Here is a 23,553-nt window from a genome sequence, read left to right as displayed (position 1 = left end):
ATCGAAATCTCGGTCACAGTGCGGGTCCGGTCGGCACACCACACCGCCGCCGAAGGCCCCGTGTCGGCCTCGGCCTGCCCAGACGTCGAGGGCAGGTGTCACGCGTCGGTCGGCACCGTCGCCCCCCGATTCGCGAACTCGACCGTCGCGAAGTTCACCGTGGCCAGCGCCGCCAATTCGTTGCCGGGTATCTCGATCACCTCGACCTGCACGACGACCGAACGTTTGCCCGCGTGCACGATCCTGCTGACCGCGCGGGCCGCGCCGCTGGTGATGGGGCGGAAATAGCGCACGCTCAGGTCCGAGGTGACCACGCCCGCGTTCGGTGGGCGGGTCTCCAGGGCGAGGGTGCCCGCCGCGATATCGGCGAGGGTCGCGATGAGGCCGCCCTGGAGTCCGCCCGCCGTATTGACCACGTGCGGGGCGACCGGGAGTTCCCAGACCAGGGATCCGTCCGCGTCGCGTTCCTTGCGGTACCCGATGTGGTCGAACAGTCCGCTGATCTGCTGTATCGATGTCATGGTTTCGGCTCATTCCGTAGCTCGTCGGCCGTGTATCCCTTGCGGGACAGCAGATCGCGCAGGCCGTTGATGTCGACTTTGCCCGTCGACCCGCGCGGGATGCTCTCGTCGGATTCCAGCAGCAGCCAGATCGTCGGAATCTTGAACGCGCTGAGTAGATCTCGCGCGCCCGCGCGTATCCGCGCGGCGGTGGCGGCGCGATCGCAGACCACCGCGGCGGCCACCTGATCGCCGCGTCCCGCGTCGACCGAGGTGACGAAGGCGTTCTCGACACCGGTGACGCCACGCAGCGCCTTCTCCACCTCGCTCGGGTAGACCGTCGCACCGCTGACTTTGAACATGTCGTCGGAACGTCCGTGGTAGAAGAGGAATCCGGCCTCGTCGAGCCTGCCCAGATCACCGGTGCGATAGAAACCGTCCTCGGTGAGCAGGTCTTCACGACTCCGCCCGCACATGCCGCGCAACATATGCGGGCCGCGCAGCAGGATTTCGCCGATCGACCCGGTGGGGGCGGGGGTGCCGTCCGCCGGGTCGGCGATGCGCACCTGCATCCCGTCGAAGGGTCTACCGCAGCTTCCGAACGCGGATTCGGGCATATCGGTGTCGGCCGGGTAGCCGCAGTACGGGCCGAACGATTCCGTCATGCCGAACAGGTTGGCTCTGGTGCCGGGGCGGGCACGCTGGTTCGCGGGCAGTAGCGCGTCCAGGCTGCCCGGGCGCAGCGCCGAGAGATCGGCGCCGATCGAATCCGCTCGGCGAGCTAGTGCTTCGGCCTGGTCCGGCCAGCCGCGGAACAGGGTGACGCGCTCGCGTTCCAGCAGACGCAACGTCGTCTCCGGTCGGGGAATCTCCTCGGTGACCAGGGTCGCGCCCGCCAGTAGCGCCGAGAGCACGCCGCCGCCGAATCCGCCCACCCAGAAGAACGGCATCGGCAGATACAACCGGGTGTCGCCGTCGATGCAGCGGCCCGTGAGCCCGGACCGCACCGCGCCGAACGCGTTGCCGTGCGAGTGGATCACGCCCTTGGGCAGGCCACGGCTGCCGGAGGTGAACATGATGGTCAGCGGATCGGCCGCGGTGACGGTCGTGGCCGAACTCCGCGCGACCGCCGCCGCCTCCGGCGTGACCGGTAGCTCTTCGGTGTGCTCGACGGTCCAGATCCGGCGCAGCGCGGGCAGTTCCGGGTGCAGGATCGTCGCGTCGTCGTCGGGCAGTGCCAGTGCGGCGCGCAGTCCGTCGAGATAGCGGTGCCCACGGAATTCCTCGGCCGCTATGAGGATCTGCACCGAGGCGACCCGCAGTTGGGCGATCAGTTCCGGGGTCTTGAGCAGGGTGCTGAGCGGTACGAGGACGGCGCCGATTCTGGTGAGGGCGATCGCGATCCGCACCCAGGCGATGCCGTTGGGCATGACCAGGCCGACCCTGGTGCCCGTGGCGATACCGGCCTCGATGAACGCGGCCGCCAATTGCTCTGTGGTGGTGTCGAGTTCGGCGTAGGTGAGGTGTGCCGTCGGGTCGATCACCGCGGGCTGCCCCGCGTTCGCGACGGCTCGCGACCGCACCAGTTCGTCGACGGTACGCGGGACGACCGCTTCGGCCTCCGGGCCCCGGTCGGGCACCCCGCTCACCTGTGCCACGGAAAGCGTGCGCCGCCGGGTGGTGTCCGAGTGGGAGATCTCCCGCGCCTGGGAATCGGTGTTACCGGTGCGAGCCTGCTCGCCTTCGACGGGGGACACCCCGGGCTCGACCCGCGATCCGCGCTGCCCGTGGTAGTGGACCAACCCCTCGTCGTCGACCCGCACCAGATCGCCGGTGTGGAACCAGCCGTCGGCGTCGAAGCATTCCTCGCGGCCGCGCTTGTAGTAGCTCTGCATGACGTACGGGCCGCGAAGACACAATTCGCCGCTCTCGCCCACCGCTACCTCGTCGCCGGTTTTCGGATCGACGACGCGGACACCGAAGCCGGGCGCGGGTCTGCCGAAGAAACCGTGCCGACGCTCCGGTCGATCGGTCCCGTCGCCGCCGAGCAGCGCGACGCCGCCCGCCTCGGTCGAACCGCGCCGATCGGGGATATCGGGGGGCGCGCTATTCGGATCGAAGGTAATTCCGAGCGGATCGGTAGTCGTTCCGTGCGGATCGAGGGTCGCGCCGCCCGTGTCGACGGCGGTCGAACAGTGCAGGGTCGCTCCGGCCACCAGCGTCGCGAGCAGTCCGGAGGCGAAACCGCCGATCGAGAAGAACGGTGAATCGCAGGAGACGACGTCGGCCTCGGTCACCCCGCGAACCTCATTGAGATTCGCCTGATGGTCCAGAAGTGCGCCGTGGGTGTGCACCGCGCCCCTCGCGGTCCCGGACGGACCGGAGGTGTAGACGATGCCCAGCGTATCCGCCGGGGCGACATCGTCTTCCGCGGCGGTGAGCAGCGCCTCGTCCACCGAATCCGCGAGGCGGTCCAGTTCGGCGATATCGCGGACCCGGTCGCGGGTACCGGTGCGGTAGCTGACAGCGATATGGCGCAATTGCGGAACCGCCGCACAGAGCAGACGTTCACCGGTTCCGAATTCGGTTTCGGTGACCACCTCGGTAAGCTGTCGCACGTAGTTGTGGGAGCGATAGGTGTCGGCGGCCAACAGGATTCGGATATCGGCGTCGATCAATCGCGCACGCAGTTCCGTGGTGGTGCCGACAGTCGAGAAGGGAACGACCACCGCGCCGATCCGCGCGGCCGCGAGCGCGCCGACGACGAAATCGACGCCGTCGGGATACAGCAACCCGATATGGGTTCCCTTCCCGACGCCGAGCGCGATCAATCCCCGGGCCAGCCGCGCCGAAAGCCGTTGCGCGGTCGCGTAATCGAGGCGCTCGTCATCGCAGATCAACAACGGATGAGCGGGACGGGTCCGCGCGTGCTCGCGCAGGACGCGGGCCACGGTGCGGGATTCATCGGACATGATCGCCTCGAACGGACGACGTGGCTTCGGTGAAATGACGTCGGACCGCGGTCAGATCCGCCTTGCCGGACGGGGTGCGCGGAATGGCGTCGACGATCGCGATCTCGGTGGGGATCTCGTAGCGAGCCAGCACGGTGCCGAGATATTCGACCAGATCGTCGGCATCGGCCGAATGCCCGTCGCGCAATTCCACCAGCGCCACCGGTGTCTCGCCGAGCCGTTCGTCGGGCCGGGCGACCACGGCCGCGCCGCGCACCGACGGATGGCTCTCCAGTGCGCCGCGCACATCGTCGGGCATGATCTTGAATCCGCCGCGGATGATCGCCTGATCGGCGCGGCCGAGGATATAGAGGAATCCGTCGGCGTCGATCCGCGCGATATCGGTGGTGCGGATCCAGTCCGCCCCCGGCCCGAGTTGTCCCGGCTTCACCTCGAGCAGACCGGTTTCGTCGGTCCGCACGACGGTGCCCGTGTCGTCGACGACGCGCAGTTGTGCGCCTCCGCTCGCGCGGCCGACACTGCCTCGCTTGGCATTCCAGTACTTCTGGTGGTCGGGCAACGTCCAGCCCGCTACGCCGCCGCCGAATTCCGTCGCGGCGTAGGAGGTCAGGACGGGGATGCCGAATTTCTCGTGGAAGGCGTCGGCGTCGGCGGCCGACAGTGGCGCGGTGCCGGATGTCGCGACGCGCACGCCGTCAAGGTCGGCCCTGTCGAGGTCCGAGTGCAGCACCATACGAAGGGCCGCGGGTACCAGCGACACCGCGGCGGGCCGATGCTTGCGCACCGCCGCCGCCCAGCGGTCGAGTTCGAATCGCGGCAGGAAGACGAAGGGGCGAGCCTCGGTGACGCATTGCAGGATTCGGAAGACCCCGCCGATGTGGACCAGCGGCGCGTTGACGATCGCGACGCCGCGCCGCGGTTGTGTCGGCGACGGCGAGCGGTCGGGATCGGGGCCCATCACCGAGCGGGCCAACATGTCGTAGGTGATGTCGACCCGTTTGGGCGGACCGGTCGTGCCCGAGGTCAGCATGCGCACCGCGACGCCGGAAACCGCCGAACCGGAACTGTTTTCGGACGGGCCGACCGCGGGTTCGGCACCGAGATCGGTGATCGTCACTGTCGCCGTGCCGGATCCGGGCGTGACCAGTGCGGCGAGGTCGTCGGGGCCGCCGACGATCAGCGGCAGGCGCAGCGCGGCGATATCGGCGCGGGTCCGGTCGTCGCCGCGCGAGGGGTTGATCACCACGACGGTGCCGCCGCCGAGCAGCACGCCGAGCAGGGCGGCCACATGTTCGGGCCGATTGCGCAGCAGGATGCCGACCTGGCGCGGCGCTCCCATCCGCGCGTGGACGCGGTGCGCCAGGTCGCCGAGCGCGCGCCACGAATACCAGATGTCGTCGTATTCGACAGCGGGCGCGTCGGGCTGTAGCGCGAGCACGTCGGCGATGCGGCGACTCAGGGAATGAGCGGTCATCAACGGATCCTCGGTTCGGTCGGGACAGCGCGCCCGTCCGCGTCGTTCGCGGCGGCCGCCAGTTCGGCAGTGGCGATCGGATTGCCCAGGCGGGTGTAGATGAGTCCGTGATCCATCGCGGCACGGTAGGGCATGTCGAGCGATTCCCAGATCGCCTTGACGGTGCCCTGCGTCGCCGCGGGAGGTTTGGCCGCGATGGTCGCCGCGATCTCGTGCGCGCGTGCCCAGAGTTGTTCGCGCGCGACGACTTCCGAGACCAGGCCGATGCGCAGCGCGGTCTCGGCACTCACGCGTTCGTCGTTACCCATGAGCGCGATGCGCAGGGTCTCACCGAGACCGACGCGGCGCATGAGTCCCACCGGTTCCAGCGCGCTGACCAGTCCGGCCGACACGTGGGAGTCGAAGAAGGTGGCCTCCCGCGAGCAGATCACCACGTCGGCCTCGTTGACGAAATAGAACGCGCCCGCCGTGCACATGCCCTGCACGGCACACACCACCGGCTTCCACATCTTCTGCCATTTGGGGCTGAGCGCCTCGCCGGGATCGTCGTGGTGCCACACGCTCGACGGCTGCCCGTAGGGCGTCTTGATGTCCAGACCGGCGCTGAAGGCCCGATCACCCGCCGCGCGCAGCACCACGGCGTGCACCGAGTCGTCGAGTTTGAGCAGATGCCAGGCGTCGCGTATCTCCTCGCACATCACGCGGTTGAAGGCGTTGAGCCGATCCGGCCGGTTCAGGGTGATGGTGGCGACCCGATCGATCTCGTTCGTCTCCACGATGATCGTCTCGAAACCGGTCACGTTCGCCGCTTCCACTTCCGCATCGGGCCTGCCCCCCGCACTCATCGGCACTGCCAATCCGGTGTGCGCTTCTCGACGAAGGCTTTGGGGCCTTCGAGCGCGTCCTCGGTGCGGGTGACGCGTTCGCGGAAGGATTCGGCCAGCATCTCGGCTTCGTGCAGCGGCACGTCGAGTCCCTTGATGATCGCCAGTCGGGTGCCCCGAACAGCCAGTGGGGCATTGGAATTGAGGATGTCGCCGATCTCGTGCGCGCGTTCGAGCAGACGTTCGTGCTCGACCACCTCGGTGACCATGCCCAGTTCGTAGGCGCGCTGGGCGCTCATCCGCTCGTGCTTGCCCATCAGCGCCATGCGCAGCGCGACCGTGCGCGGCAGCACCCGCGCCAGCCGGACCACCTCCCGGCCCGCGACCAGCCCGATGCTCACGTGCGGATCGAAGAAGGTGGCCTTGTCCGAGGCGATGACGATATCGCCGGTGGTCACCCAGTCCAGGCCCGCGCCGCAACAGATTCCGTTGACGGCGACCAGGATCGGTTTGGTCATGCTCCGGAACGGCGGGGTGCCCTCCTGGGGCGCCTCCCATTGTTCGTAGCTCGACAGGTACGGCCGTTCGTTGAGCACCTTGCCGTCACCGGGAATCGCCTTGACGTCGGCGCCGGTGCAGAAGGCGCGGCCGGAACCGGTGACGACGAGCAGCCAGACCTTGTCGTCGTTCTCGGCCTCGTCGTAGGCGGCGCGCAGCTCGGTGATCATATGCGGGCTGAGCGCGTTGAGGGCATCGGGGCGGTTCAGCGTGATGGTCGCCGTATGCCCGTCGACCTCGTATCCGATGGTGTCGAACGGCATCGTTGTTCCTCCTGGGCCGGGCCGTGCCTGAACCTTACTGTTATATGTACAGTAGACAATACCGTCAGCCCCTGCAAAGGTGGCGGGAAGCGCCGATGAGGAAAGAGGTCCGATGGCTGAGAACGGGCAGACCCTCCCGGGCGACGCGGCGCCCGCCGTGCCCGGGCCGCGCGGTCCCGAACTGCGCTTCGGTGAACGGCCGCTGCCGCAGACCGTGGCGGCCGCCGCGGCCGTCCGCAGGCTCGCGGGCGTGCTGCTGTCGCTCGAGCATCCGCACCCGACGGTGGATGTACTCGTCACCAGGATCGAGGAATGGGAACGCGAACTCGCCGCGGCGACACCACCCGATCCCGCGCCTCGGATCGGGGCGGCGAGCAGCGACACCCAGCGCGTCTACCTGGACCACGCCGCCGACATCGGCGCGTTCAATCCGTGTTTCCCCGAATACGAGTTCGACCACATCGACGCCGAGAAGGCGCACGGCCGCATCACCTTTCCGCTGGTGCACGAAGGACCGCCGGGCCTGGTGCACGGCGGATTCCTCGGGGTGTTCTTCGACGCCGTCATCCAGCAGCAGAGTTGCGCGGTCGGCCTGTCGGGCAAGACGCGGTCGATGAACATCACCTATCGCCGCCCCACCCCGATTCTGGTCGAACTGGATTTCGACATCACCCGAACGGTGGGGGAGGCGGGTATCGAATCGACGGCCAGGCTGCTGCGCGCGGGCGAGGTGCTGTGCCGAGCGGTCGTGCGGACGGTGGCCGTTCCGCTCGACCAGTTGGGGACGTCGCGCTACGGAAAGCGCCGGATCCGCACATGACCACAGAAGGAAGAGGCATACCGATGACCAGTTCCAGCGCCGCCGACGGCCGGGTTCTCTACGAGGTGGATCCCGATCGTCGGATCGCGACCGTCACGCTGAACAATCCCGCGCAGCGCAATTCCTACGACGCCGCCATGCGCGACGGCCTGGCGCGCTATCTGGACGAGGTGGCCGAGGACGACGACATCACCGTCGTCCTGTTGCGCGGTGCGGAAGGGGTGTTCAGCACCGGCGCGGATATGAACAACGCCTACGGCTGGTACGGCGAGCGCGGACAGGGCAACGGGGCCAACGGTAGTAAGCCTGCCAAGAGCAGGCCGAGCCAGCGACGCAGACTCACCGTCGATCGAAAGTCGTTCGGTTTCTACCACAATTTCCTGGGCTTCCCGAAGATCACCGTCGGCGAGATCGGCGGCTACGCGCTCGGCGGCGGCTTCGAAATGGCGCTGATGACCGATATCTCGGTGATCGCGCGCGATGCCAAGATCGGCATGCCCGCCACCCGGTTCCTCGGCCCCGCGCTCGGCAGCCTGCACATGTTCTTCCACCGGCTCGGCCCGGTTCTGGCGCGCCGGATGCTGTTGACCGGTGACATCATCGAAGCGGGGACCCTCGAACATCTCGGTGTGTTCACCGAGACCTGCGATCCGGCCGCGGTGACCGCGCGGGCGCGCTACTGGGCCGAGAAGGCCGCCAAGATGCCCGCCGACGGTGTCGTCATCGCGAAGGAGGCATTCCGGTTGGTCGAACAGAGCCAGGTCTACCAGGGTGAGGAAGTGGCGAGTTATCTGTTCCACGCATTCGGCACGAATCTGCAATTCGCGCCGGGTGAATTCAATTTCGTGAAGACCCGCGCGGAACACGGCACCAAGGAGGCATTCAAACTACGCGACGAGCATTTCCATGTTCCGGAACCCGACGCGCCGTAGCCTCCGCTGAAACAAAAGAAGAGGCCGACGCGAATCGCGTCGGCCTCTTCTTCGTATCCGATCCCGGTCCTCTCGCATGCGACGGCATCGAGTGAGTCCTACCCGGCCGCAGCCGCTTTACTCGCGCGCCGTGGCGTCGATGTCGCCGCGGGTTGCTGGGTGCCGATCAGCGAACTGGCGTGATCGAGAATGCATTTCAAACCGTATTCGAAGTTGTGGTCGTCCGGCGCGCCCGACTTGCGTCCCTTGGCCATTGCCTCGGCGAGCAGTGGCGTGGTCTCGGGTTCGACGACGATATCGTCGTAATACGCGCCCGCCTGCGCGTCCTGCTCTTTGTTCTTGTCGTAGAGACGTTGCAGCACCACCGAACCGCGGATATGCAGGCTGATCGCGGAATAGGTGTCGAAGGCCTCGTCCACCGACAAACCCGCCTCGACCAGGCTGGCCACCGCGTGTTCGGTCTGCCGCGCGCCCAGCTGGGCGGCGTGCGGGCTCAGCGCGGACCTGATCAGGATCAGATCGCACAGAATGGGATTGCCGAGGAACGCGCTGCGCATGGTGCGCGCGTGGTTGGTCAGCGATTCGCGCCAGTCGCGGGCCTCGATGAACGGCGTGGCGAAGACGTACTGGCTCAGCGCGCGGTCGGTCATCGCGTTGAGCAGGTCGTCCTTCTTGCGGAAGTACCAGTAGATACTCGTGACTCCCACGTCGAGGTGCTTGCCGAGCAGCGGCATGCTCAGACCGTCGATCGACACCTGTTCGGCCAGCTCGAAAGCGCCCTCGATGATGTCCTCTGGATTGAGAGAGCCGCGCTCGCGCCTCGGCCGCTTTGCTGCGGCGCTTCGTTTCGTCATTCCAGATCCCACTTCCGTGAAAGGTCTACTTACCTGAACACGAACACGTCACTTCAGGTCTCGACTGATGAGCCGGTGCCAGAGTTCGGTCCGCGAAACACGTTTCGACTATCCGTAACACGCCGAAGTGACGGGACTGAAAGTAGCACAGTAAATCGTACCACGGAGGTTACTGTCGGAGTGTTTCGAGGGGGTGGCGAAGAGGCCCCGAGCCATTGCTCCCGGACCGTTCCGGAGTTACCTGGCTCACAGTTCGAGAACGTACTCGAAATGTATTCGGCCACCGGCGACAAGGAATTCCGGTGAGACAACCTACCCGGTCGGTCCCCAGGTTCCGGTGAACACCGGATCGCGTTTCTCGGAAAAGGCCGCGAAGGCTTCCAGGACATCGCGGCCGGACAGATTGATCGTCTGCGCGCGCGCCTCGTTGGCGAGCGCTTCGCGCATCGTGTGATCGGTGCCGCCGTTCAGCAGCGCCTTGGTCTGGGCCAGGGCGGTCGGCGGACCCGAGGCCAAGCGGACGGCGAGGTCGTCGACGAATTTGTCGATACCGTCGCGGGGCTGGATCCAGGTCACCAGACCGAGTGCGTGCGCCTCCTCGGCGCTGATCATGTCGGCGAGGAAGGCCAGTCGCTTGGCCTGCTGGAGTCCGACCAGTTTGGGCAGCAGCCAGGAACCGCCGCAATCCAGCGACAGCGCCCTGCGGCTGAATATCTGGCAGAACCGCGATTCCGGCGTCGCCACGACGAGATCGCAGCCGAGCGCCAGATTCCACCCGGCGCCCGCCGCGACGCCGTCGACCTTCGCGATGGTCGGCACCTGGAGATCGTGCAGGCGCAGCACCGTCTCGTTGATGGCGCGCATATCCCGGCTCGGATCGGGGAATTCGTCCATACCGGCGGTGTCGGAGATATCGGCGCCCGAACAGAACGCCCCGCCCGCTCCGGTCAGCACCACGGCGCGGATCCGCCCGCCGAAAGCCACCTCGTGCAGGGTATCCCGCAACGCGGCCCACATGGCGTTGGTGATCGCGTTCTTGCGGTGCGGGCGATTCAACGTCAATGTCCTGACATTGCCGACATCCTCGATGAGCAGTACAGAATCGTCGGTCACGACGTCGTTCCTTTCACTTGCGCCGCGTCGTCCGCGCCGGGGCCGATCGCCCCGGCCGCACGCATGCGAGCGATCTCGTCGGTGGTGAATCCCGCGCCGGCCAGCACGGTATCGGTATGTTGCCCGAGACCGGGTATCGCGCCCATGGGCGGCTGGAAGCCCGCGATGATCGGCGGCGGCAGCAGGGCGGGCACCGGGCCCACCGGGGTGTCGATCCGCCGCCAGCGGTCGCGGGCGGCCAGATGCGGATGCGCGATCATCTCGCCGGGAGTGTTGTACCGCGAGTTGCCGATTCCGGCGGCGTCGGCACGTGACTGGATGACGGCCAGATCGTGGCGCGCGCACCAATCGGTCAGTGCCGCATCGAGTTCGGCTCGGCGCGCAACCCTGTCGGCATTGCGCGCGAACGCCGGATCCTCGGCCAGGTCGGGTCTTTCGAGAATCTCACGGGCCAGGCGTTGCCATTCCCGGTCGTTGGTGGTGCCGAGCACGACGGTGTGGCCGTCCGCGGTGGGGTAGGCGCCGTAGGGCGCGACCGCGGGGGAACTCATGCCGAGCGGCTGCTGATCCACCCCGGTGTGGCGGGTGTAGTTCAGCGCGTACCCCATCAATTCCGCGGCGGTGTCGAACAGGCTCACCGAGGCCGCGGCGGGATGGGGCGCGCAGGCTCCGTCCGCGCGCCTGGCGCAGATCATCGCCAGAATCGTCAGTGCCGCATACAGTCCCGAGCAGACGTCGGCGATCGGTGGACCGGGTTTCGCGGGTGCGCCCGGTGAGCCGGTGATCGCGCAGACCCCGGATTCGGCCTGGACCAGCAGATCGTAGGCGCGTTTGTGCGACAGGGGACCGCCCGCGCCGTAGCCGTCGATCTCCATCACGATGACATCGGGATGCCGGTCGGCCAGATCGTCGGGGCCGACGCCGAGCGCGGCGGCCGCGCCCGGCGCCAGATTCGAGACGAAGACATCGGCGGTGTCCAACAGACGGTGCAGCGCCGCCATCCCGTCGGGGTGCTTGAGGTCGAGCGCGACCGACTCCTTGCCGCGATTGGCCCAGACGAAATGCGCGGCGAGACCGTTGACCACATCGTCGTAGTGACGCGCGAAATCGCCGCCGCGCGGATTCTCGACCTTGACGACCCTGGCGCCGAAATCGGCGAGCGTGCGCGTGCACATCGGCGCGGAAACCGCCTGCTCCAGCGACACCACGGTGATTCCCGCGAGCGGACCCGCGGTGGGCTCGGTCATCACATCACCAGGCCGCCGTCCACCGGCAGCACCTGGCCGGTGACGAAGGAGGCCGCGTCGGAGGCGAGGAAGACGAACGCGCCCGCGACTTCGCGCGGTTCGGCCCAGCGCCGCATGGGAATACGGTTGAGCATCTGTTCCGCGAATTTGGGATCGGTGCGGATCGTCGCGGTCATCGGGGTCGCCGCGCCGGGTGCGAGCGCGTTGACGGTGATCTGCTTGCGCGCCAGTTCCCGCGCCATCGATTTCGTCATGCCGACGATCCCGGATTTCGCGGCCGAATAGTTGATCTGGCCGAGGGTGCCCACCAGTCCGGCAGACGAGGTGACGTTGATGATGCGCCCCGTCCCGTCGGTCGGCAGATATCGCAGCGCCGCCTTGGCGCAACGGAACGCGCCCATCAGATGGATGTCGAGCATCCTGAGCACCGATTCCTCGGTGGTGTCGCCGAACATCGCCGGATCGGTGACACCGGCGTTGTTGACCACGATATTCAGGGTGCCGTCGGCCAGTTCGGCGGCGGCCGCGGCGGCCGACTCGGCGGCCGCGGTGTCGCGGACATCGAGCGCGGCGCTCGCGGCCCTGCCGCCGTCGGCGACGATCTTCTCCGCCGTCACCGCCGCGGCCGCGCCGTCGATATCGGTGACGAGCACCGCCGCGCCCCGCTCGGCCAGCGCGGCGGCGACGGCCGCGCCGATACCGCCCGCCGCGCCGGTGACCAGCGCCGAGCGCCCGGACAGATCGAAGAGGTCGCGGTGGCGCGGTTCAGCGGACATCGAAGGTCACCGGAATCGAGGTCGGGGAGCGGAACGGCTGACCGAAGATGTGCGGGTCGCCGTCGGTCAGCAGGGTGATATTCGTCAGCCGCTGCAACAGGGCCTCCATCGCCACGCGGGTTTCCATCCGCGCGAGATGCAGTCCGAGGCAGGTGTGCGCACCCGCGGTGAAACTGATGTGCGGAATGTGGGTGCGGTGGATATCGAATTCCTCCGGCCGCTCCCAGCGATTCTCGTCGCGGTTGGCCGCGCCGAGGACCAGATCGAGTACGGCGCCCTGGGGAATGGCGACGCCCTCCAATTCGGTGTCCTCGGTGACATAACGCTGCACGAGGGTCAGCGGGGTCTCGTACCGGAGTCCCTCTTCGATCGCCTGGGGGAGCAGATCGTGGTTCTGCTCGATGGCGGCGAATTGTTCGGGATGGGTCAGCAGCAGGTGCAGCAGATTCCCGGAGGACCGGTAGGTGGTTTCCAGGCCCGCGGGCAACAGCAATCGCAGGAACGAGTAGATGGCCCGGTCGCTGAGTTTCTCGCCGTCGATCTCGGCGGTCACCAGATCGCTGATGATGTCGTCGGTCGGATTCGACCTGCGCTGTTCGATATGCCCGAGGAAGTATTCCTTCAGCTCCTTGGACGCTTCCAGCGCGCGCGGGACATTGCCCGCGTAGCTGATGATCGACACGGCGGCCCGGCGGAAGAACGGCAGATCCTCGGCGGGCAGACCGAGCAGCTTCGCGATGACCCTGGTGGGGAATTCGAAGGTGAAATCCTTCACCAGATCCGCGCGGCCCTCGTCGATGAATTCGTCGATCAGCGATTCGCAGATCGGTCGCACCACGTCGGGTTCCCAGACCGAGAGCGACTGCGGTTTGAACGCCGCCGACACCAGGTTCCGGTGCGCCCTGTGCGTGCTGCCGTCCATCGCGAGGATGGTCGGCCCCATGAAGACGCCGATCGTCGAGTCGTAGAGCGCGGTGCTGAAGACCTTGCTGTTACGCAGGGCCTTGTTCACCGCCGTCCAGGACAGCGCGGCGTAGGAATCGGCGGGGCGCAACGATTCCGGGGTCTTGGAGTAGTCCATGACCGTTCCGTGGAACACGCCGCCCTCGCGCCGTCTCGCGGTGAAGAACGGGTAGGGATCACGCAGATCGAGAGTGTCGCCACTCGTTACCGATTTGTCCTGAACAGGGCTGTCCACAGCTCACCTCTGACTTCGTCACACCGCACGGCTCTCGGAGAGTGCCCATTACTGTAATGCATACAGTATATGGCCTCAGTTTCTGCGGCAATGTGTAATTCGGGGTCGGCGCGCGGTGTCGCGGTAGGGATCACCGCGCCGGTCGGCGCCGAACTGTCGCTCGGATCGGGGCGTCCGGTCAGAGCTCGATCGGCGCGCCGACCGACATCGGCGCGACGAATCCGCCGTCGACGTGGATGTCCTGGGCATTGATCCAGCGCGATTCGGGGGAGCCGAGAAAGGCGATGACCGGCACGATGTCGGCGACGGTGGCATGCCTGCCGACCATGGCCTTCACGGTGTCGAGGACCTCCTTGCCCATCGAATCCTCGAAATCGGTGAGGATCGGCGTCTCGGTCGGCCCCGGGCTCACGGTGTTCACGCGGATCCCGTATTTCTGCCAGGCCGCGGGCGCCAGCCGCTTCGCGAAGATGATCGCGGCCTGCTTCGAGGTGCTGTACACCGGGTAGTTCGGATCCTGGGTCGCCTGCCACTGTTCGACGGTCTCGGCGTCGGTCGCCTCCAGCAGGCCTTTCAGGTCGTCGACGCGCTGCTGCCAGCCCAGCGCCGCGACCGAGGCCACGGTCACGATCGCCCCGCCCTGCCGCAACAGCGGCAGCATTCCGGTGGTGAACAGTCGCATGCCGAGGTAGTTGACCTTCAGTACGTCCGCGGCGGGGGCGGTGCCGGGCACGCCCGCGACGTAGGCCAGCAGATCCCACTCCGGTCCGATCCGATCCAGCAGCGCGGCGATCGCGGCGGCGTCGCGCAGATCGCACAGTTCGTGGCGCGAGGCGGGCGTCTGGTTGGGGCGGACGTCCACCGCGAGCACGTAGTCGCCGCGCTCGTGGAAATACGCCGCCGTCGCTGCTCCGATGCCCGATCCGGCGCCGACCACGACGACTTTGCGTTGCTCGGAAAGTTGCTCAGAAACCATGGGGACCGCCGCTCCGATACGCTCACTGGCATCCATTACAGAATGCTTGACAGTAAGGGTCACTATAAATCACGCTTGTGGTCCACACAACGATCGGGACGTCGCGTGCGCGGCGCCCGGATCGCGGGAAATCCCCAAGAAACGGAAGGGCCGCTGATGAGCATGCCGATCGTCGACGAAGCCGCGAACGTCCTCGCCGACCCGACCGCGTACACCGACGAGAAGCGGCTGCACGACGCGCTGGCGAGAGCGCGCGCGACCGCCCCCGTTTCGCTGGTGGAGGCGCCGTCGTACAAGCCGTTCTGGGCGATCACCAAACACGCCGACGTGATGGCGGTCGAACGCGCCAACCGCGCGTTCACCAACTGGCCGCGGCCGGTGCTGATGACCGCCCAGTCCGACGAGATGCAGGCGGCCGTGGGGATTCGCACGCTGATTCACATGGATGATCCGCAGCACCGGATCGTGCGCGCCATCGCGGCGGACTGGTTCAGTCCGAAGGCCATGCGCGCGATGGGGGTTCGGATCGACGAACTCGCGAAACGCTACGTGGACAAGATGCGGGACGCGGGCGGTGAATGCGATTTCGTCCAGGAGGTCGCGGTCAACTTCCCGCTCTACGTGATCATGTCGCTGCTCGGCGTCCCCGAGGCCGACTTTCCGCTCATGCTCAAACTCACCCAGGAACTGGTCGGCAGCGACGACGACGAACTGAAGCGGTCGACGCCGTCGGACGAGACGATGAACTCGCTGCTGGAGATGTTCGCGTACTTCAAGACGCTGACCGACGCGCGGCGCGAGCATCCGACCGACGATCTCGCCTCGACGATCGCCAACGCCACGTTGGACGGTGCGCCGCTCTCCGATATCGATACGATGTCCTACTACGCGATCATCGCCACCGCCGGACACGACACCACCAGCAGTAGCATCTCCGGCGGCCTGCGCGCCCTCGCCGAACATCCCGAACAGCTCGATCTGCTGCGCGGCAACCTCGACCTCATCCCGCAGGCGACCGAGGAGATCATCCGCTGGGTGACACCGGTCAAGGCGTTCATGCGTACCGCCGCCGAGGATTCGGTGGTCAACGGCGTGACTATTCCGGCGGGCGATTCCCTGTTGCTCTCCTACGTCTCGGCGAATCGCGACGAGGACGCCTTCGTCGATCCGTTCCGCTTCGATATCGAACGCGAGCCGAACAAGCATGTCGCCTTCGGATTCGGCGTACATTTCTGCCTGGGCGCGGGTCTGGCGCGCATGGAGATCGGAAAGTTCCTCGCGGAATTGCTGCCCCGGCTGAAGTCGATCGAACTCGCGGGTGAGCCCGAACTCACCGCGACGACTTTCGTCGGCGGTCTCAAGCACCTTCCGATTCGATACTCGCTGACCTGACCGTCGACAACACCACCGCAGCGCCGCGGGTGCGATACCGCGGCACCGACCCATCGACGTGCCCTGGTCGAGGAGTCGGCTCAGGAAAAAGGATCCGGAAATGACCAATGCCCAGACCTGGGACGAAACACTCGACGACCTCGGGCGCCGCCGTGCCCTCGCGCAGGCGATGGGCGGGCCGGAGCGGGTCGCCAAACATCGGGGCAAGGGCAAACTCGACGCGCGTGCGCGGATCGAGCGACTGCTCGATCCCGGCACGTTCCAGGAATTCGGCACCCTGGTCGGTGGTGAGGTCCCCGCCGACGCGATCGTGACCGGCTCCGGTCTGATCAACGGGTCGCCGGTGATGGTGGGGGCCGAGGATTTCACGACGCTGGCGGGCACCATCGCGCCCGGCAGCAATTCCAAACGCTACCGGCTGGCCGAACTGGCGGTGCGGAACAAGGTGCCGTTGGTGATGCTGCTCGAAGGCGCGGGATTTCGTCCCACCGGCGCCCACTACGGGCGCACCCCCACCGATCTACTCGCCCAGGCGCAGTGTTCGGGGCGGATTCCGATGGTCACCGGGGTGCTCGGACCGTCGGCCGGTCACGGTGCGCTGATCGCGCCGGTGTCGGATTTCGCGATCATGAGCCGTCAGGGCGCGATCTTCACCGCGGGCCCGCCGGTGGTGAAGATGTCGACGGGCGAGGACGTCACCAAGGAGGATCTGGGCGGGCCGAACGTGGCGCTGCCCAGCGGGGTCGTCCACAATGTCGGCGAGACCGACGAGGAGGTCCTCGACGAGATCCGCCGCTACCTGTCCTACTTCCCGTCCAGCGCGTGGTCCTATCCGCCGGTCTATCTGCCCGACGATTCGACCGGCGCCAGGGCGACACCGGAACTGCTGAACATCGTGTCCCGCGACAATCGCAGCACCTACGACATGCGCGCCGTGCTGGACGTGGTCTTCGACGACACCGACTGGTTCGAGGTGCAGCCCGAATTCGGCACGGCCATCGTCTGCGCGCTCGCCCATCTCGGCGGTCATCCCGTCGCGGTGGTGGCCAATCAGCCCGAGGTGCTCGCGGGTTCGATCGACAGTGACGCCGCGGACAAGGCGGCCCACTTCATCCAGGTCGCCGATTCGTTCCACCTGCCCATCATCTTCCTCGCCGACAATCCGGGCATGTTGCCCGGCAGCGAATCCGAAGCCGAAGGGGTGCTGCGCAGCGGTGCGAGGATGTTCGTCGCCCAGACCGCGGCCACCACGCTGAAGTTGCACGTCACGTTGCGCAAGGCGTACGGCTTCGGCTCGATGGTGATGTCGTTGATCGGATTCGACAGCCAGACCGCCACTTTCGCCTACCCGGGCGCGACGATGGGGGCGATGAGCGCCGCGGCGCTGAGCAATGCCTCCCACGCCCGGGACGATCTCGCGGCGGAACTCCAGGAGATGGAATTGCAGGCCTCCTACCACTCCGCCGAGCATATGGGTTTCGACGAACTCATCCGGCCGGAGGAGACGCGCAACGCCCTGCTGATCTCGCTGCAACGGGGCATCTACGCCAGGCAGGCCGTTCCCGAACCGGTGTACCGCACCGCCATCATTCCCTGATCGCGACAGGGCGAAAGGGGGCTCCGGTGGCATCCGGAGCCCCCTTCGCGCTGTCGGTGCGCGGCGGTTATCTGCCGCGGAACTCCGCCGGTCTGCGTTCCCGGAACGCGGCCAGTCCCTCTTTGAAATCCCCGGTGCGGCAAGCGAGTTCGAGGCCATAGAGCTCGTGGTCCATGGCGTCGGCCAAACCGGTGTGCTGATTGCGGTGGATGGCCTGTTTGGCGAGTCCGAAGGCGATCGTCGGCGCGGCGGCCAGGCGGGCGATCAGCTCGTCGGTCTGCGCGTCGAGGTCGCCGGGCGCGGTGGCGCGATAGATCAGGCCCCAGTCCTCGGCGTCGGCCGCACCGACCTTCTCGCCGAGCAACAGCATTCGTTTGGCCCGTGTCACGCCGATCAGGCGCGGCAGCAGCCAGGTGGATCCGGTGTCGGGGCTGAAGCCGCGGGGCAGGAAGGGCTCCCAGAACACGGCGTCGGTGTCGGCGAGGGTGAAATCTGCGGCGATGGCCAGGTTGCAGCCCATGCCCGCCGCCCATCCCCTGACCGTGCAGACCACCGGCAGGTGCAGCGAGTGGACCAGTTCGATGACGCGGTGGGCGGTATGGGGGATGCGCCGGACCAGGTCGCCGGTTCTGGGGCGCTCGCCGTTGCTGTTGGTGCTCACCCAGTCCACGCCGGAGCAGAAATCCGCGCCCGCGCCGACGAGGTGGACGACGCGCAGGGTGTCATCGGTGGCGGCCGAGGTGAGCGCGCCGACGAGTTCGTCGATCATGGCGTGGGAGAGCGCGTTGCGCCTGCCGGGGCGGTCGATGGTCAGACGCAGGACCGCGCCGTCGCGGTGGCTGCGCACCGTCGGCTCGTCGGTGGTGGGAGCGCTGTCGTTGTTCACTGTCGTACCCGTGTCTTCCTGGGCCGTGTGGATGTCCGCGTCGTACCGTCCTACTGTCATCTTTACAGTAGTCTATACCGTCAATGGCCGTCCCTGTTTGCGCATCGGTCGCGGGACATGGGGGACGCGCCGCGAATCCGATGGGCGCTCCGAGCATTCCCAACCCTTGCGCGAAGCCCTACCGATACGTATACAGTAGACGTATCTATTCGGTTCGCGGCAGCCGTTCGGTATCAGGAGGTGGCACCCGATATGGCTCGTCTCGACCAGATCGTGCCGAATTCCCCGGCGCTCGCGTCGCCTCGTCGGCGACAGCCGGACAGGACCGAAACCATGTGTGAGAAACCGGTCGTCACCCGCCGCAGCGGCGGGCGCGACTTCGTGATCGGAGAACTCTGTTGACCCAGTGGACGATAGGAGCCGTCTTCGACACGATCGCGGCGGCCGTGCCGGACCGCCTGATGACCGTATGCGGAACCAGGCGGCGCACCTTCGGCGAAGCCGCGCTGCGGACGCGCCGGTTCGCGAACTTCCTGGCCGACAAGGGTTTCGGTGTCCACACGCCGCGTGCCGAACTGGACAGGTGGGAATGCGGACAGGACCGCGTCGCGCTGTTGATGCGCAACGACCAGTACCTGGACGTGATGCTCGGCTGTCTGAAGGGCCGCGTCGTCCCGGTCAACATCAACACCTACTACACCGCGCGTGAAGTCCGCGATCTGCTCGCCTACATCCAGCCGCGCGGCATCGTCTACCACCGATCCTTCGGTGAGGTCGTCGCCGAGGCCGCGCCCGAGGGTGTGGAGTTGCTGATCTCGGTCGACGACGGCAGTGACGCGCCGGAGCTCGACGGGGCGATCGCGTTCGAGGACGCCGTCGCGGCGGGCGCGCCGGAGCCGGTCATCGAGACCGTGCCCGACGATCTGGTGATGCTGTGCACCGGCGGCACGACCGGCAGGCCCAAGGGCGTGCTGTGGCGTCAGAGCGATCTCTACGTGTCGTCGATGAACGGCGCGGATCACGAATCCGCCGATCTGCTCCGTGATCTCACGAACTGGACCGGACAGGTCTGGTTCGCGGTGTCCCCGCTGTCGCATGCCGCGGGCATCATGACCGCCTGCGCGGGACTGCTCGTCGGTCAGACGATCGTGCTCTACGACGATCGGCAGAAATTCGACGCGCATCGCGCGTTGGAGATCGTCGAACGCGAGCAGGTCGGGCTGATGACGATAGTCGGCGACGCCTACGCCGCGCCGCTGGTCCGCGCGTTGCGCGAGAAGGACTACGACCTGACCTCGCTGCTCGCGATCGGCAGCGGCGGCGCGGCGACCAATCCGGTCTACAAACGGGAACTGCTGGAACTGATCCCGCACGCCTACGTCGTGGAGGGGTACGGCTCCTCCGAAACCGGTGGCATGGCGTTCGGCCGCAGCACCAAGGGCGCCGAGGTCGACACCTTCACACCCGGGCCGGGCGCCACCGCGGTCTCCCAGGATCGCAGCCGTTTCCTCGAACCGGGCGATGCCGAGATCGGGTGGGCGGCCAGGGTCGGCCGGGTGCCGCTGGGATATCTGGCCGATCGCGAGGCCACCGAGCGCACCTTCCCCGAAATCGACGGAAAGCGGATGGCCATCCCCGGCGACCGGGCCACCGTCGACGCCGACGGCACCCTGCGGCTGCTCGGTCGCGACGCGCTCGTGGTCAACACCGGAGGTGAGAAGGTCTTCGTCGAAGAGGTCGAGGAGGTGCTGCGCGCGCATCCCGACATCAGCGACGCGCTCGTGGTCGGCCGCCCGAGTATGAAATGGGGCCAGGAAGTCGTGGCATTGGTGTGCCGCGGCCTCGCCGACGGCATCACCGAGGCGGCGCTGCAGCAGTCCTGCCGTACCGAACTGGCCGGCTACAAAGTGCCCAAGGCGGTCATCTTCGTCCCGGAGATCAAACGCCTCGGCAACGGAAAGCCGGACTACAGGTGGGCGTTGCAGCGCGCGGTCGACGCCGCGAAGGCGGACGCCGAAATCGAAGAAATCGGAGCCGGATAGATGCGGAAGGTCAACGACTGCCTGGTCAACGTTCATTTCGGTGAACGTGAGCAACCCGGCTGGATGTTGAAGGTCAGAGATGACTACTTCAAGGGTGCGACCTCCATGTACGCGCAGGTCGAGCTGAGCGAACTGCTCGACGAGATGGACGAACAGGGTGTCGAGAAGGCGATCCTGATGTATTCGATGGCCAAGCCGTCGACGACCGCGCTGAAATTCGTGGAAGCGCGCCCGGACCGATTCGCGTTGGCGCTCAACGGGGTCGACCTGCTCCACCCGGTCGCGTCGCTGCGTGAACTCGGCGCGTTGGTGAACGATCTGCCGGTGGCCTACACGACGTCGGGGCCGAGTTTCTGGGGCGACGGGCAGTACCCGCCGACCGACGCGGTCTATTACCCCCTGTACTACAAATGCGCCGAACTGGGCCTGCCGCTGTGCATGAACACCGGCATTCCCGGCCCCCCGATTCCGGGTGAGGTACAGAATCCGATGTATCTGGATCGGGTCTGCTACCGGTTCCCCGAATTGCGGCTGTGCATGATCCACGGCGCCGATCCGTGGTGGGATATCGCGATCCGCCTGCTCATGAAATACGAGAATCTGCGGCTGATGACCTCGGCCTGGTCGCCGAAGCGTCTGCCGGACAGTCTGATCCATTTCATGCGAACGCGCGGCAAGAACAAGGTGATCTTCGGTTCGGACTGGCCGGTGCTGTCGATGCGCAGACTCGTGCCCGAAGCCGTCGCGTTGGATCTGCCCGAGGACGTCCTCGACAACTATCTCTACAACAACGCGCAGGAATTCTTCTTCGGCGATCGAACCGTCGGCGCCTGACGCGCGGCGAATGAGGAGAAACGAATATGGACCGCTATGAATTGCGCAGGCAGGATTACAGCCTGTCGGAAGACCAGTCGGAATTACAGGCCGTGTATGTGAAGTTCTTCAAGACACGCAGTTCCCTCGAGGTCGTCCGCGCGGCCGAACCGGCGGGATTCGACAAGAATCTGTGGGAACAGCTGTGCGGTACCGGCGCGACGACCATGGCGATGCCCGAATCGGTCGGCGGCGACGGCGCGACCCTGGTGGATCTGAGCCTGGTCGCCGAGGAACTCGGGCGTGCGATCGCTCCGGTGCCGTGGATCGATCACATCTGCGCCGCGCGTCTGCTCGTGCGCCTCGGCGCGCTGGCGGCCGACGATCCCGAGACCGCGGACGTGGTGGAGGGCAGGCAACTGGTCGCCCTCGACACCCGTGTCGACGCGGCGACCGGTATCCGCCTGATCGCCTCCGGCTCGATCGCCGATCACATCGTCGTGCGCGACGGTGACGAGATCGTGCGGCTGAGTTTCGACACCCGCCCGGCCAAGGTCGACAATATCGGCCGCCTCCCGATGGCCTGGGTCGATCCCGCCGCCGCCGACCGTCGCACCGTGCTTGCCTCCGGCGCGGACGCGCTCACGGAATACGAACGCGCGCTGGACGAATGGCGGGTGCTCACCGCGGCCGCGCTCGTCGGCCTGGTCGAGGAGACCATGCGGGTGGCGGCGGAATTCGCGACCACCCGCTACACCCTCGGTGTGCCGATCTCGACATTGCAGGCCATCTCCCATCCGCTGGCCAATATCGCGATCACCGTCAATGCCGCGCGCAACCTGACCCGTCGCGCGGCCTGGTTCCTCGAACACGAGCCCGAATACCAACCGGCACTGCCCCCCGCGGCCTTCTGCTACATCGCCGAGGAGGCGCCCAAGGCCGCCACCATGGCGGTGCAGGTCCAGGGCGGACTCGGCGTGGCGACCGAATCGCTTGCCTCGGCATATCTGTTGCGCGCCAGGGGATGGCCGCTCGCCGCCGGTGATCTGGCCGCCACCGCCATCCAGGTCGCGCAGCGTTTCGCGGCAGAGCAGGGTTAGGAGGACATCATGGATTTCTCACGTGTCGAACTGTCCGAGGACGACCAGGCATTCCTGGACGAGGTACGCGCGTTCCTCGCCACCCATGTCACCGACGAAGTCCGCAGGCGCGACCGCGAAACCGGCGACAATTTCGACGAGGGCGTGCACCTGGCGATGGGTGCCGCGGGCTGGCTGGCCGCGGAACTGAATTCGGAGGAAGAAGGCGGTCTGAACCGCCTGCGACGGCGCATCTGGGATCTGGAGCGACGGCGGGTGCACATTCCCTGGGTCACCTGGGGTACGACTTCGATCGTGGTGAATTCCGTGCGCAAACACGGATCGGCCGAACTCCAGCAAGAGGTCCTGCCCCGGTTGGAGCGCGGTGAGGTCAGGCTGTGCCTGGGCTATACCGAACCCGAGGGCGGATCCGACGTGGCGATGTCCAAGACCCGTGCGGTGCGCGACGGCGATCAGTGGGTGATCAACGGTTCGAAGATGTTCACCACCGGCGCGCACAACTGCCAGTACGTCTTCCTGATCACCAATACCGATCCCGAGGCTCCGAAACACAAGAGCCTCACCATGTTCCTGGTTCCGCTCGATACCCCCGGCATCGAGATCCAGGGCATCCGCACCGTCGACGGCGACCGGACCAATATCGTCTACTACAGCGATGTCAGGATCGATGACAAGTACCGGCTCGGCGACGTGAACGGCGGCTGGGCGGTGTTGATGGGGCCGTTGAACGAGGAACACGGCGTGGTCGGCGCGGCCGAGGACGGTCTCCAGGACGTCTCCATCCTGATCCACCAGGGCACGATGATGGCGACCGCGGTCGACAATGTCGTCTCGATCGCGGCGAAGCCGGGCCCGGACGGTCGCAGGCTGCTCGACGACACCTCGGTCGGCTACCGGCTCGGCCGCAGTATCGCCAAGGTGGAGGCGGCCCTGTCCGCGCCGCACATGTTCGGCCGCGTCGCGCTCGCGCAGACGATGCGCGATATCTCGCCCGACCTCATGGATGTCCTCGGGCCCGCGTCCGTGCTCCCGATCGAGACCGAGGGCGCCGCCGACAACGGCGGCATGGAGTACGTCTACCGGTGGGCGCCGCTGTGCGGAATCTACGGCGGCACACTCGAGGTCTTCCGCAATATGATCGCCCAGCACGTGCTCGGACTCGGCAGGCCGAACTATTCGCATCCGGCCAAGCCGAAGGCGAAGGCGAGCTGAGATC

General features: G+C 66.9%; 20 protein-coding genes and 1 pseudogene. 8 read left to right on the top strand and 13 right to left on the bottom strand.

Going from position 1 to position 23,553, the window contains the following annotated elements; genetic code table 11:
- Positions 1 to 98 precede the first annotated feature (98 nt).
- The 6 genes and pseudogenes from JZ792_RS06345 to JZ792_RS06320 all read right to left on the bottom strand — a co-directional run bounded on the left by JZ792_RS06345 (position 99) and on the right by JZ792_RS06320 (position 6,591).
- On the bottom strand, positions 99 to 521 hold the full coding sequence (locus JZ792_RS06345; protein WP_216907801.1) for a PaaI family thioesterase: 423 nt from the start codon (positions 519 to 521) through the stop codon (positions 99 to 101).
- Positions 518 to 2,140: a class I adenylate-forming enzyme family protein gene (locus JZ792_RS06340; protein WP_216907957.1), complete on the bottom strand. Its 1,623-nt coding sequence runs from the start codon at positions 2,138 to 2,140 to the stop codon at positions 518 to 520. The genes JZ792_RS06345 and JZ792_RS06340 overlap by 4 nt, the downstream gene beginning before the upstream one ends.
- Positions 2,141 to 2,392: 252 nt before the next feature.
- Positions 2,393 to 3,472 (bottom strand): annotated as a pseudogene (locus tag JZ792_RS06335) (class I adenylate-forming enzyme family protein); the annotation flags it as partial.
- Complete coding sequence (locus tag JZ792_RS06330) at positions 3,462 to 4,946, bottom strand: class I adenylate-forming enzyme family protein (RefSeq protein ID WP_216907799.1); 1,485 nt, start codon at positions 4,944 to 4,946, stop codon at positions 3,462 to 3,464. The gene JZ792_RS06330 and the pseudogene JZ792_RS06335, both read right to left, overlap by 11 nt.
- On the bottom strand, positions 4,946 to 5,791 hold the full coding sequence (locus tag JZ792_RS06325; protein WP_216907797.1) for an enoyl-CoA hydratase/isomerase family protein: 846 nt from the start codon (positions 5,789 to 5,791) through the stop codon (positions 4,946 to 4,948). Before JZ792_RS06325 ends, JZ792_RS06330 begins: the two co-directional genes overlap by 1 nt.
- Positions 5,788 to 6,591, bottom strand: coding sequence for an enoyl-CoA hydratase/isomerase family protein (locus JZ792_RS06320; RefSeq protein WP_216907795.1), 804 nt, complete (start codon positions 6,589 to 6,591; stop codon positions 5,788 to 5,790). The genes JZ792_RS06325 and JZ792_RS06320 overlap by 4 nt, the downstream gene beginning before the upstream one ends.
- Positions 6,592 to 6,703: 112 nt before the next feature.
- Here JZ792_RS06320 and JZ792_RS06315 point away from each other — a divergent pair, with 112 nt between their 5' ends.
- On the top strand, positions 6,704 to 7,411 hold the full coding sequence (locus tag JZ792_RS06315) for a hotdog family protein (RefSeq protein ID WP_216907794.1): 708 nt from the start codon (positions 6,704 to 6,706) through the stop codon (positions 7,409 to 7,411).
- A gap of 23 nt (positions 7,412 to 7,434) precedes the next feature.
- Complete coding sequence (locus tag JZ792_RS06310) at positions 7,435 to 8,343, top strand: enoyl-CoA hydratase/isomerase family protein (RefSeq protein WP_216907793.1); 909 nt, start codon at positions 7,435 to 7,437, stop codon at positions 8,341 to 8,343.
- 98 nt (positions 8,344 to 8,441) lie between these two features.
- Here JZ792_RS06310 and JZ792_RS06305 read toward each other — a convergent pair whose 3' ends face one another.
- From JZ792_RS06305 to JZ792_RS06280, 6 genes are all read right to left on the bottom strand, one after another.
- Positions 8,442 to 9,197, bottom strand: coding sequence for a TetR/AcrR family transcriptional regulator (locus JZ792_RS06305; RefSeq protein WP_216907792.1), 756 nt, complete (start codon positions 9,195 to 9,197; stop codon positions 8,442 to 8,444).
- 312 nt (positions 9,198 to 9,509) lie between these two features.
- Entirely contained in the window at positions 9,510 to 10,310 is an 801-nt protein-coding gene (locus JZ792_RS06300) for an enoyl-CoA hydratase/isomerase family protein (protein ID WP_216907791.1), read from the bottom strand.
- A complete protein-coding gene (locus JZ792_RS06295; protein ID WP_216907790.1) occupies positions 10,307 to 11,557 on the bottom strand; it encodes a CaiB/BaiF CoA transferase family protein in 1,251 nt (416 codons plus the stop codon). Before JZ792_RS06295 ends, JZ792_RS06300 begins: the two co-directional genes overlap by 4 nt.
- The gene (locus JZ792_RS06290; RefSeq protein WP_216907789.1) at positions 11,557 to 12,333 is read right to left on the bottom strand and encodes an SDR family NAD(P)-dependent oxidoreductase; all 777 of its coding nucleotides are present in this window, start codon (positions 12,331 to 12,333) and stop codon (positions 11,557 to 11,559) included. Before JZ792_RS06290 ends, JZ792_RS06295 begins: the two co-directional genes overlap by 1 nt.
- The gene (locus JZ792_RS06285; RefSeq protein ID WP_216907786.1) at positions 12,323 to 13,531 is read right to left on the bottom strand and encodes a cytochrome P450; all 1,209 of its coding nucleotides are present in this window, start codon (positions 13,529 to 13,531) and stop codon (positions 12,323 to 12,325) included. The genes JZ792_RS06290 and JZ792_RS06285 overlap by 11 nt, the downstream gene beginning before the upstream one ends.
- A 178-nt stretch (positions 13,532 to 13,709) precedes the next feature.
- On the bottom strand, positions 13,710 to 14,507 hold the full coding sequence (locus tag JZ792_RS06280; RefSeq protein ID WP_216907784.1) for an SDR family oxidoreductase: 798 nt from the start codon (positions 14,505 to 14,507) through the stop codon (positions 13,710 to 13,712).
- A 156-nt stretch (positions 14,508 to 14,663) separates the two neighbouring features.
- On the opposite strand from JZ792_RS06280, the gene JZ792_RS06275 reads away from it, so the two are divergent.
- Together JZ792_RS06275 and JZ792_RS06270 are read left to right on the top strand one after the other, a co-directional pair.
- On the top strand, positions 14,664 to 15,899 hold the full coding sequence (locus tag JZ792_RS06275; protein WP_216907780.1) for a cytochrome P450: 1,236 nt from the start codon (positions 14,664 to 14,666) through the stop codon (positions 15,897 to 15,899).
- A gap of 100 nt (positions 15,900 to 15,999) precedes the next feature.
- Entirely contained in the window at positions 16,000 to 17,496 is a 1,497-nt protein-coding gene (locus tag JZ792_RS06270) for an acyl-CoA carboxylase subunit beta (protein WP_216907778.1), read from the top strand.
- Positions 17,497 to 17,563: 67 nt separating this feature from the next.
- Here JZ792_RS06270 and JZ792_RS06265 read toward each other — a convergent pair whose 3' ends face one another.
- Positions 17,564 to 18,442, bottom strand: coding sequence for an enoyl-CoA hydratase/isomerase family protein (locus tag JZ792_RS06265; RefSeq protein WP_216907775.1), 879 nt, complete (start codon positions 18,440 to 18,442; stop codon positions 17,564 to 17,566).
- A 338-nt stretch (positions 18,443 to 18,780) separates the two neighbouring features.
- On the opposite strand from JZ792_RS06265, the gene JZ792_RS06260 reads away from it, so the two are divergent.
- Genes JZ792_RS06260 through JZ792_RS06245 form a run of 4 tightly spaced genes read left to right on the top strand, consistent with a single transcriptional unit; the run spans position 18,781 to position 23,549 of the window.
- Complete coding sequence (locus JZ792_RS06260; RefSeq protein ID WP_216907773.1) at positions 18,781 to 20,424, top strand: AMP-binding protein; 1,644 nt, start codon at positions 18,781 to 18,783, stop codon at positions 20,422 to 20,424.
- Positions 20,425 to 21,258 (top strand): amidohydrolase family protein, encoded by an 834-nt coding sequence (locus JZ792_RS06255; protein ID WP_216907771.1) that lies wholly within the window; start codon positions 20,425 to 20,427, stop codon positions 21,256 to 21,258. It abuts the gene before it with no gap.
- Positions 21,259 to 21,284: 26 nt separating this feature from the next.
- The gene (locus tag JZ792_RS06250; protein WP_216907769.1) at positions 21,285 to 22,337 is read left to right on the top strand and encodes an acyl-CoA dehydrogenase family protein; all 1,053 of its coding nucleotides are present in this window, start codon (positions 21,285 to 21,287) and stop codon (positions 22,335 to 22,337) included.
- A gap of 9 nt (positions 22,338 to 22,346) precedes the next feature.
- Complete coding sequence (locus JZ792_RS06245; RefSeq protein WP_216907768.1) at positions 22,347 to 23,549, top strand: acyl-CoA dehydrogenase family protein; 1,203 nt, start codon at positions 22,347 to 22,349, stop codon at positions 23,547 to 23,549.
- The last annotated feature ends 4 nt before the right edge of the window (positions 23,550 to 23,553 follow it).

Source organism: Nocardia noduli (genome assembly GCF_019038455.1).
In the GTDB taxonomy this organism is placed as follows: Bacteria; Actinomycetota; Actinomycetes; order Mycobacteriales; family Mycobacteriaceae; genus Nocardia; species Nocardia noduli.
This window is presented reverse-complemented; position numbering and strand designations above follow the sequence as displayed.

What these genes read in the sequence shown, in the direction of transcription:
- JZ792_RS06345 (WP_216907801.1), bottom strand. Translation starts at nt 521, where the DNA reads ATGACATCGATACAGCAGATCAGCGGACTGTTCGACCACATCGGGTAC.
- JZ792_RS06330 (WP_216907799.1), bottom strand. Translation starts at nt 4,946, where the DNA reads ATGACCGCTCATTCCCTGAGTCGCCGCATCGCCGACGTGCTCGCGCTA.
- JZ792_RS06325 (WP_216907797.1), bottom strand. Translation starts at nt 5,791, where the DNA reads ATGAGTGCGGGGGGCAGGCCCGATGCGGAAGTGGAAGCGGCGAACGTG.
- JZ792_RS06320 (WP_216907795.1), bottom strand. Translation starts at nt 6,591, where the DNA reads ATGCCGTTCGACACCATCGGATACGAGGTCGACGGGCATACGGCGACC.
- JZ792_RS06315 (WP_216907794.1), top strand. Translation starts at nt 6,704, where the DNA reads ATGGCTGAGAACGGGCAGACCCTCCCGGGCGACGCGGCGCCCGCCGTG.
- JZ792_RS06310 (WP_216907793.1), top strand. Translation starts at nt 7,435, where the DNA reads ATGACCAGTTCCAGCGCCGCCGACGGCCGGGTTCTCTACGAGGTGGAT.
- JZ792_RS06305 (WP_216907792.1), bottom strand. Translation starts at nt 9,197, where the DNA reads ATGACGAAACGAAGCGCCGCAGCAAAGCGGCCGAGGCGCGAGCGCGGC.
- JZ792_RS06295 (WP_216907790.1), bottom strand. Translation starts at nt 11,557, where the DNA reads ATGACCGAGCCCACCGCGGGTCCGCTCGCGGGAATCACCGTGGTGTCG.
- JZ792_RS06290 (WP_216907789.1), bottom strand. Translation starts at nt 12,333, where the DNA reads ATGTCCGCTGAACCGCGCCACCGCGACCTCTTCGATCTGTCCGGGCGC.
- JZ792_RS06280 (WP_216907784.1), bottom strand. Translation starts at nt 14,507, where the DNA reads ATGGTTTCTGAGCAACTTTCCGAGCAACGCAAAGTCGTCGTGGTCGGC.
- JZ792_RS06275 (WP_216907780.1), top strand. Translation starts at nt 14,664, where the DNA reads ATGAGCATGCCGATCGTCGACGAAGCCGCGAACGTCCTCGCCGACCCG.
- JZ792_RS06270 (WP_216907778.1), top strand. Translation starts at nt 16,000, where the DNA reads ATGACCAATGCCCAGACCTGGGACGAAACACTCGACGACCTCGGGCGC.
- JZ792_RS06265 (WP_216907775.1), bottom strand. Translation starts at nt 18,442, where the DNA reads ATGACAGTAGGACGGTACGACGCGGACATCCACACGGCCCAGGAAGAC.
- JZ792_RS06255 (WP_216907771.1), top strand. Translation starts at nt 20,425, where the DNA reads ATGCGGAAGGTCAACGACTGCCTGGTCAACGTTCATTTCGGTGAACGT.
- JZ792_RS06250 (WP_216907769.1), top strand. Translation starts at nt 21,285, where the DNA reads ATGGACCGCTATGAATTGCGCAGGCAGGATTACAGCCTGTCGGAAGAC.
- JZ792_RS06245 (WP_216907768.1), top strand. Translation starts at nt 22,347, where the DNA reads ATGGATTTCTCACGTGTCGAACTGTCCGAGGACGACCAGGCATTCCTG.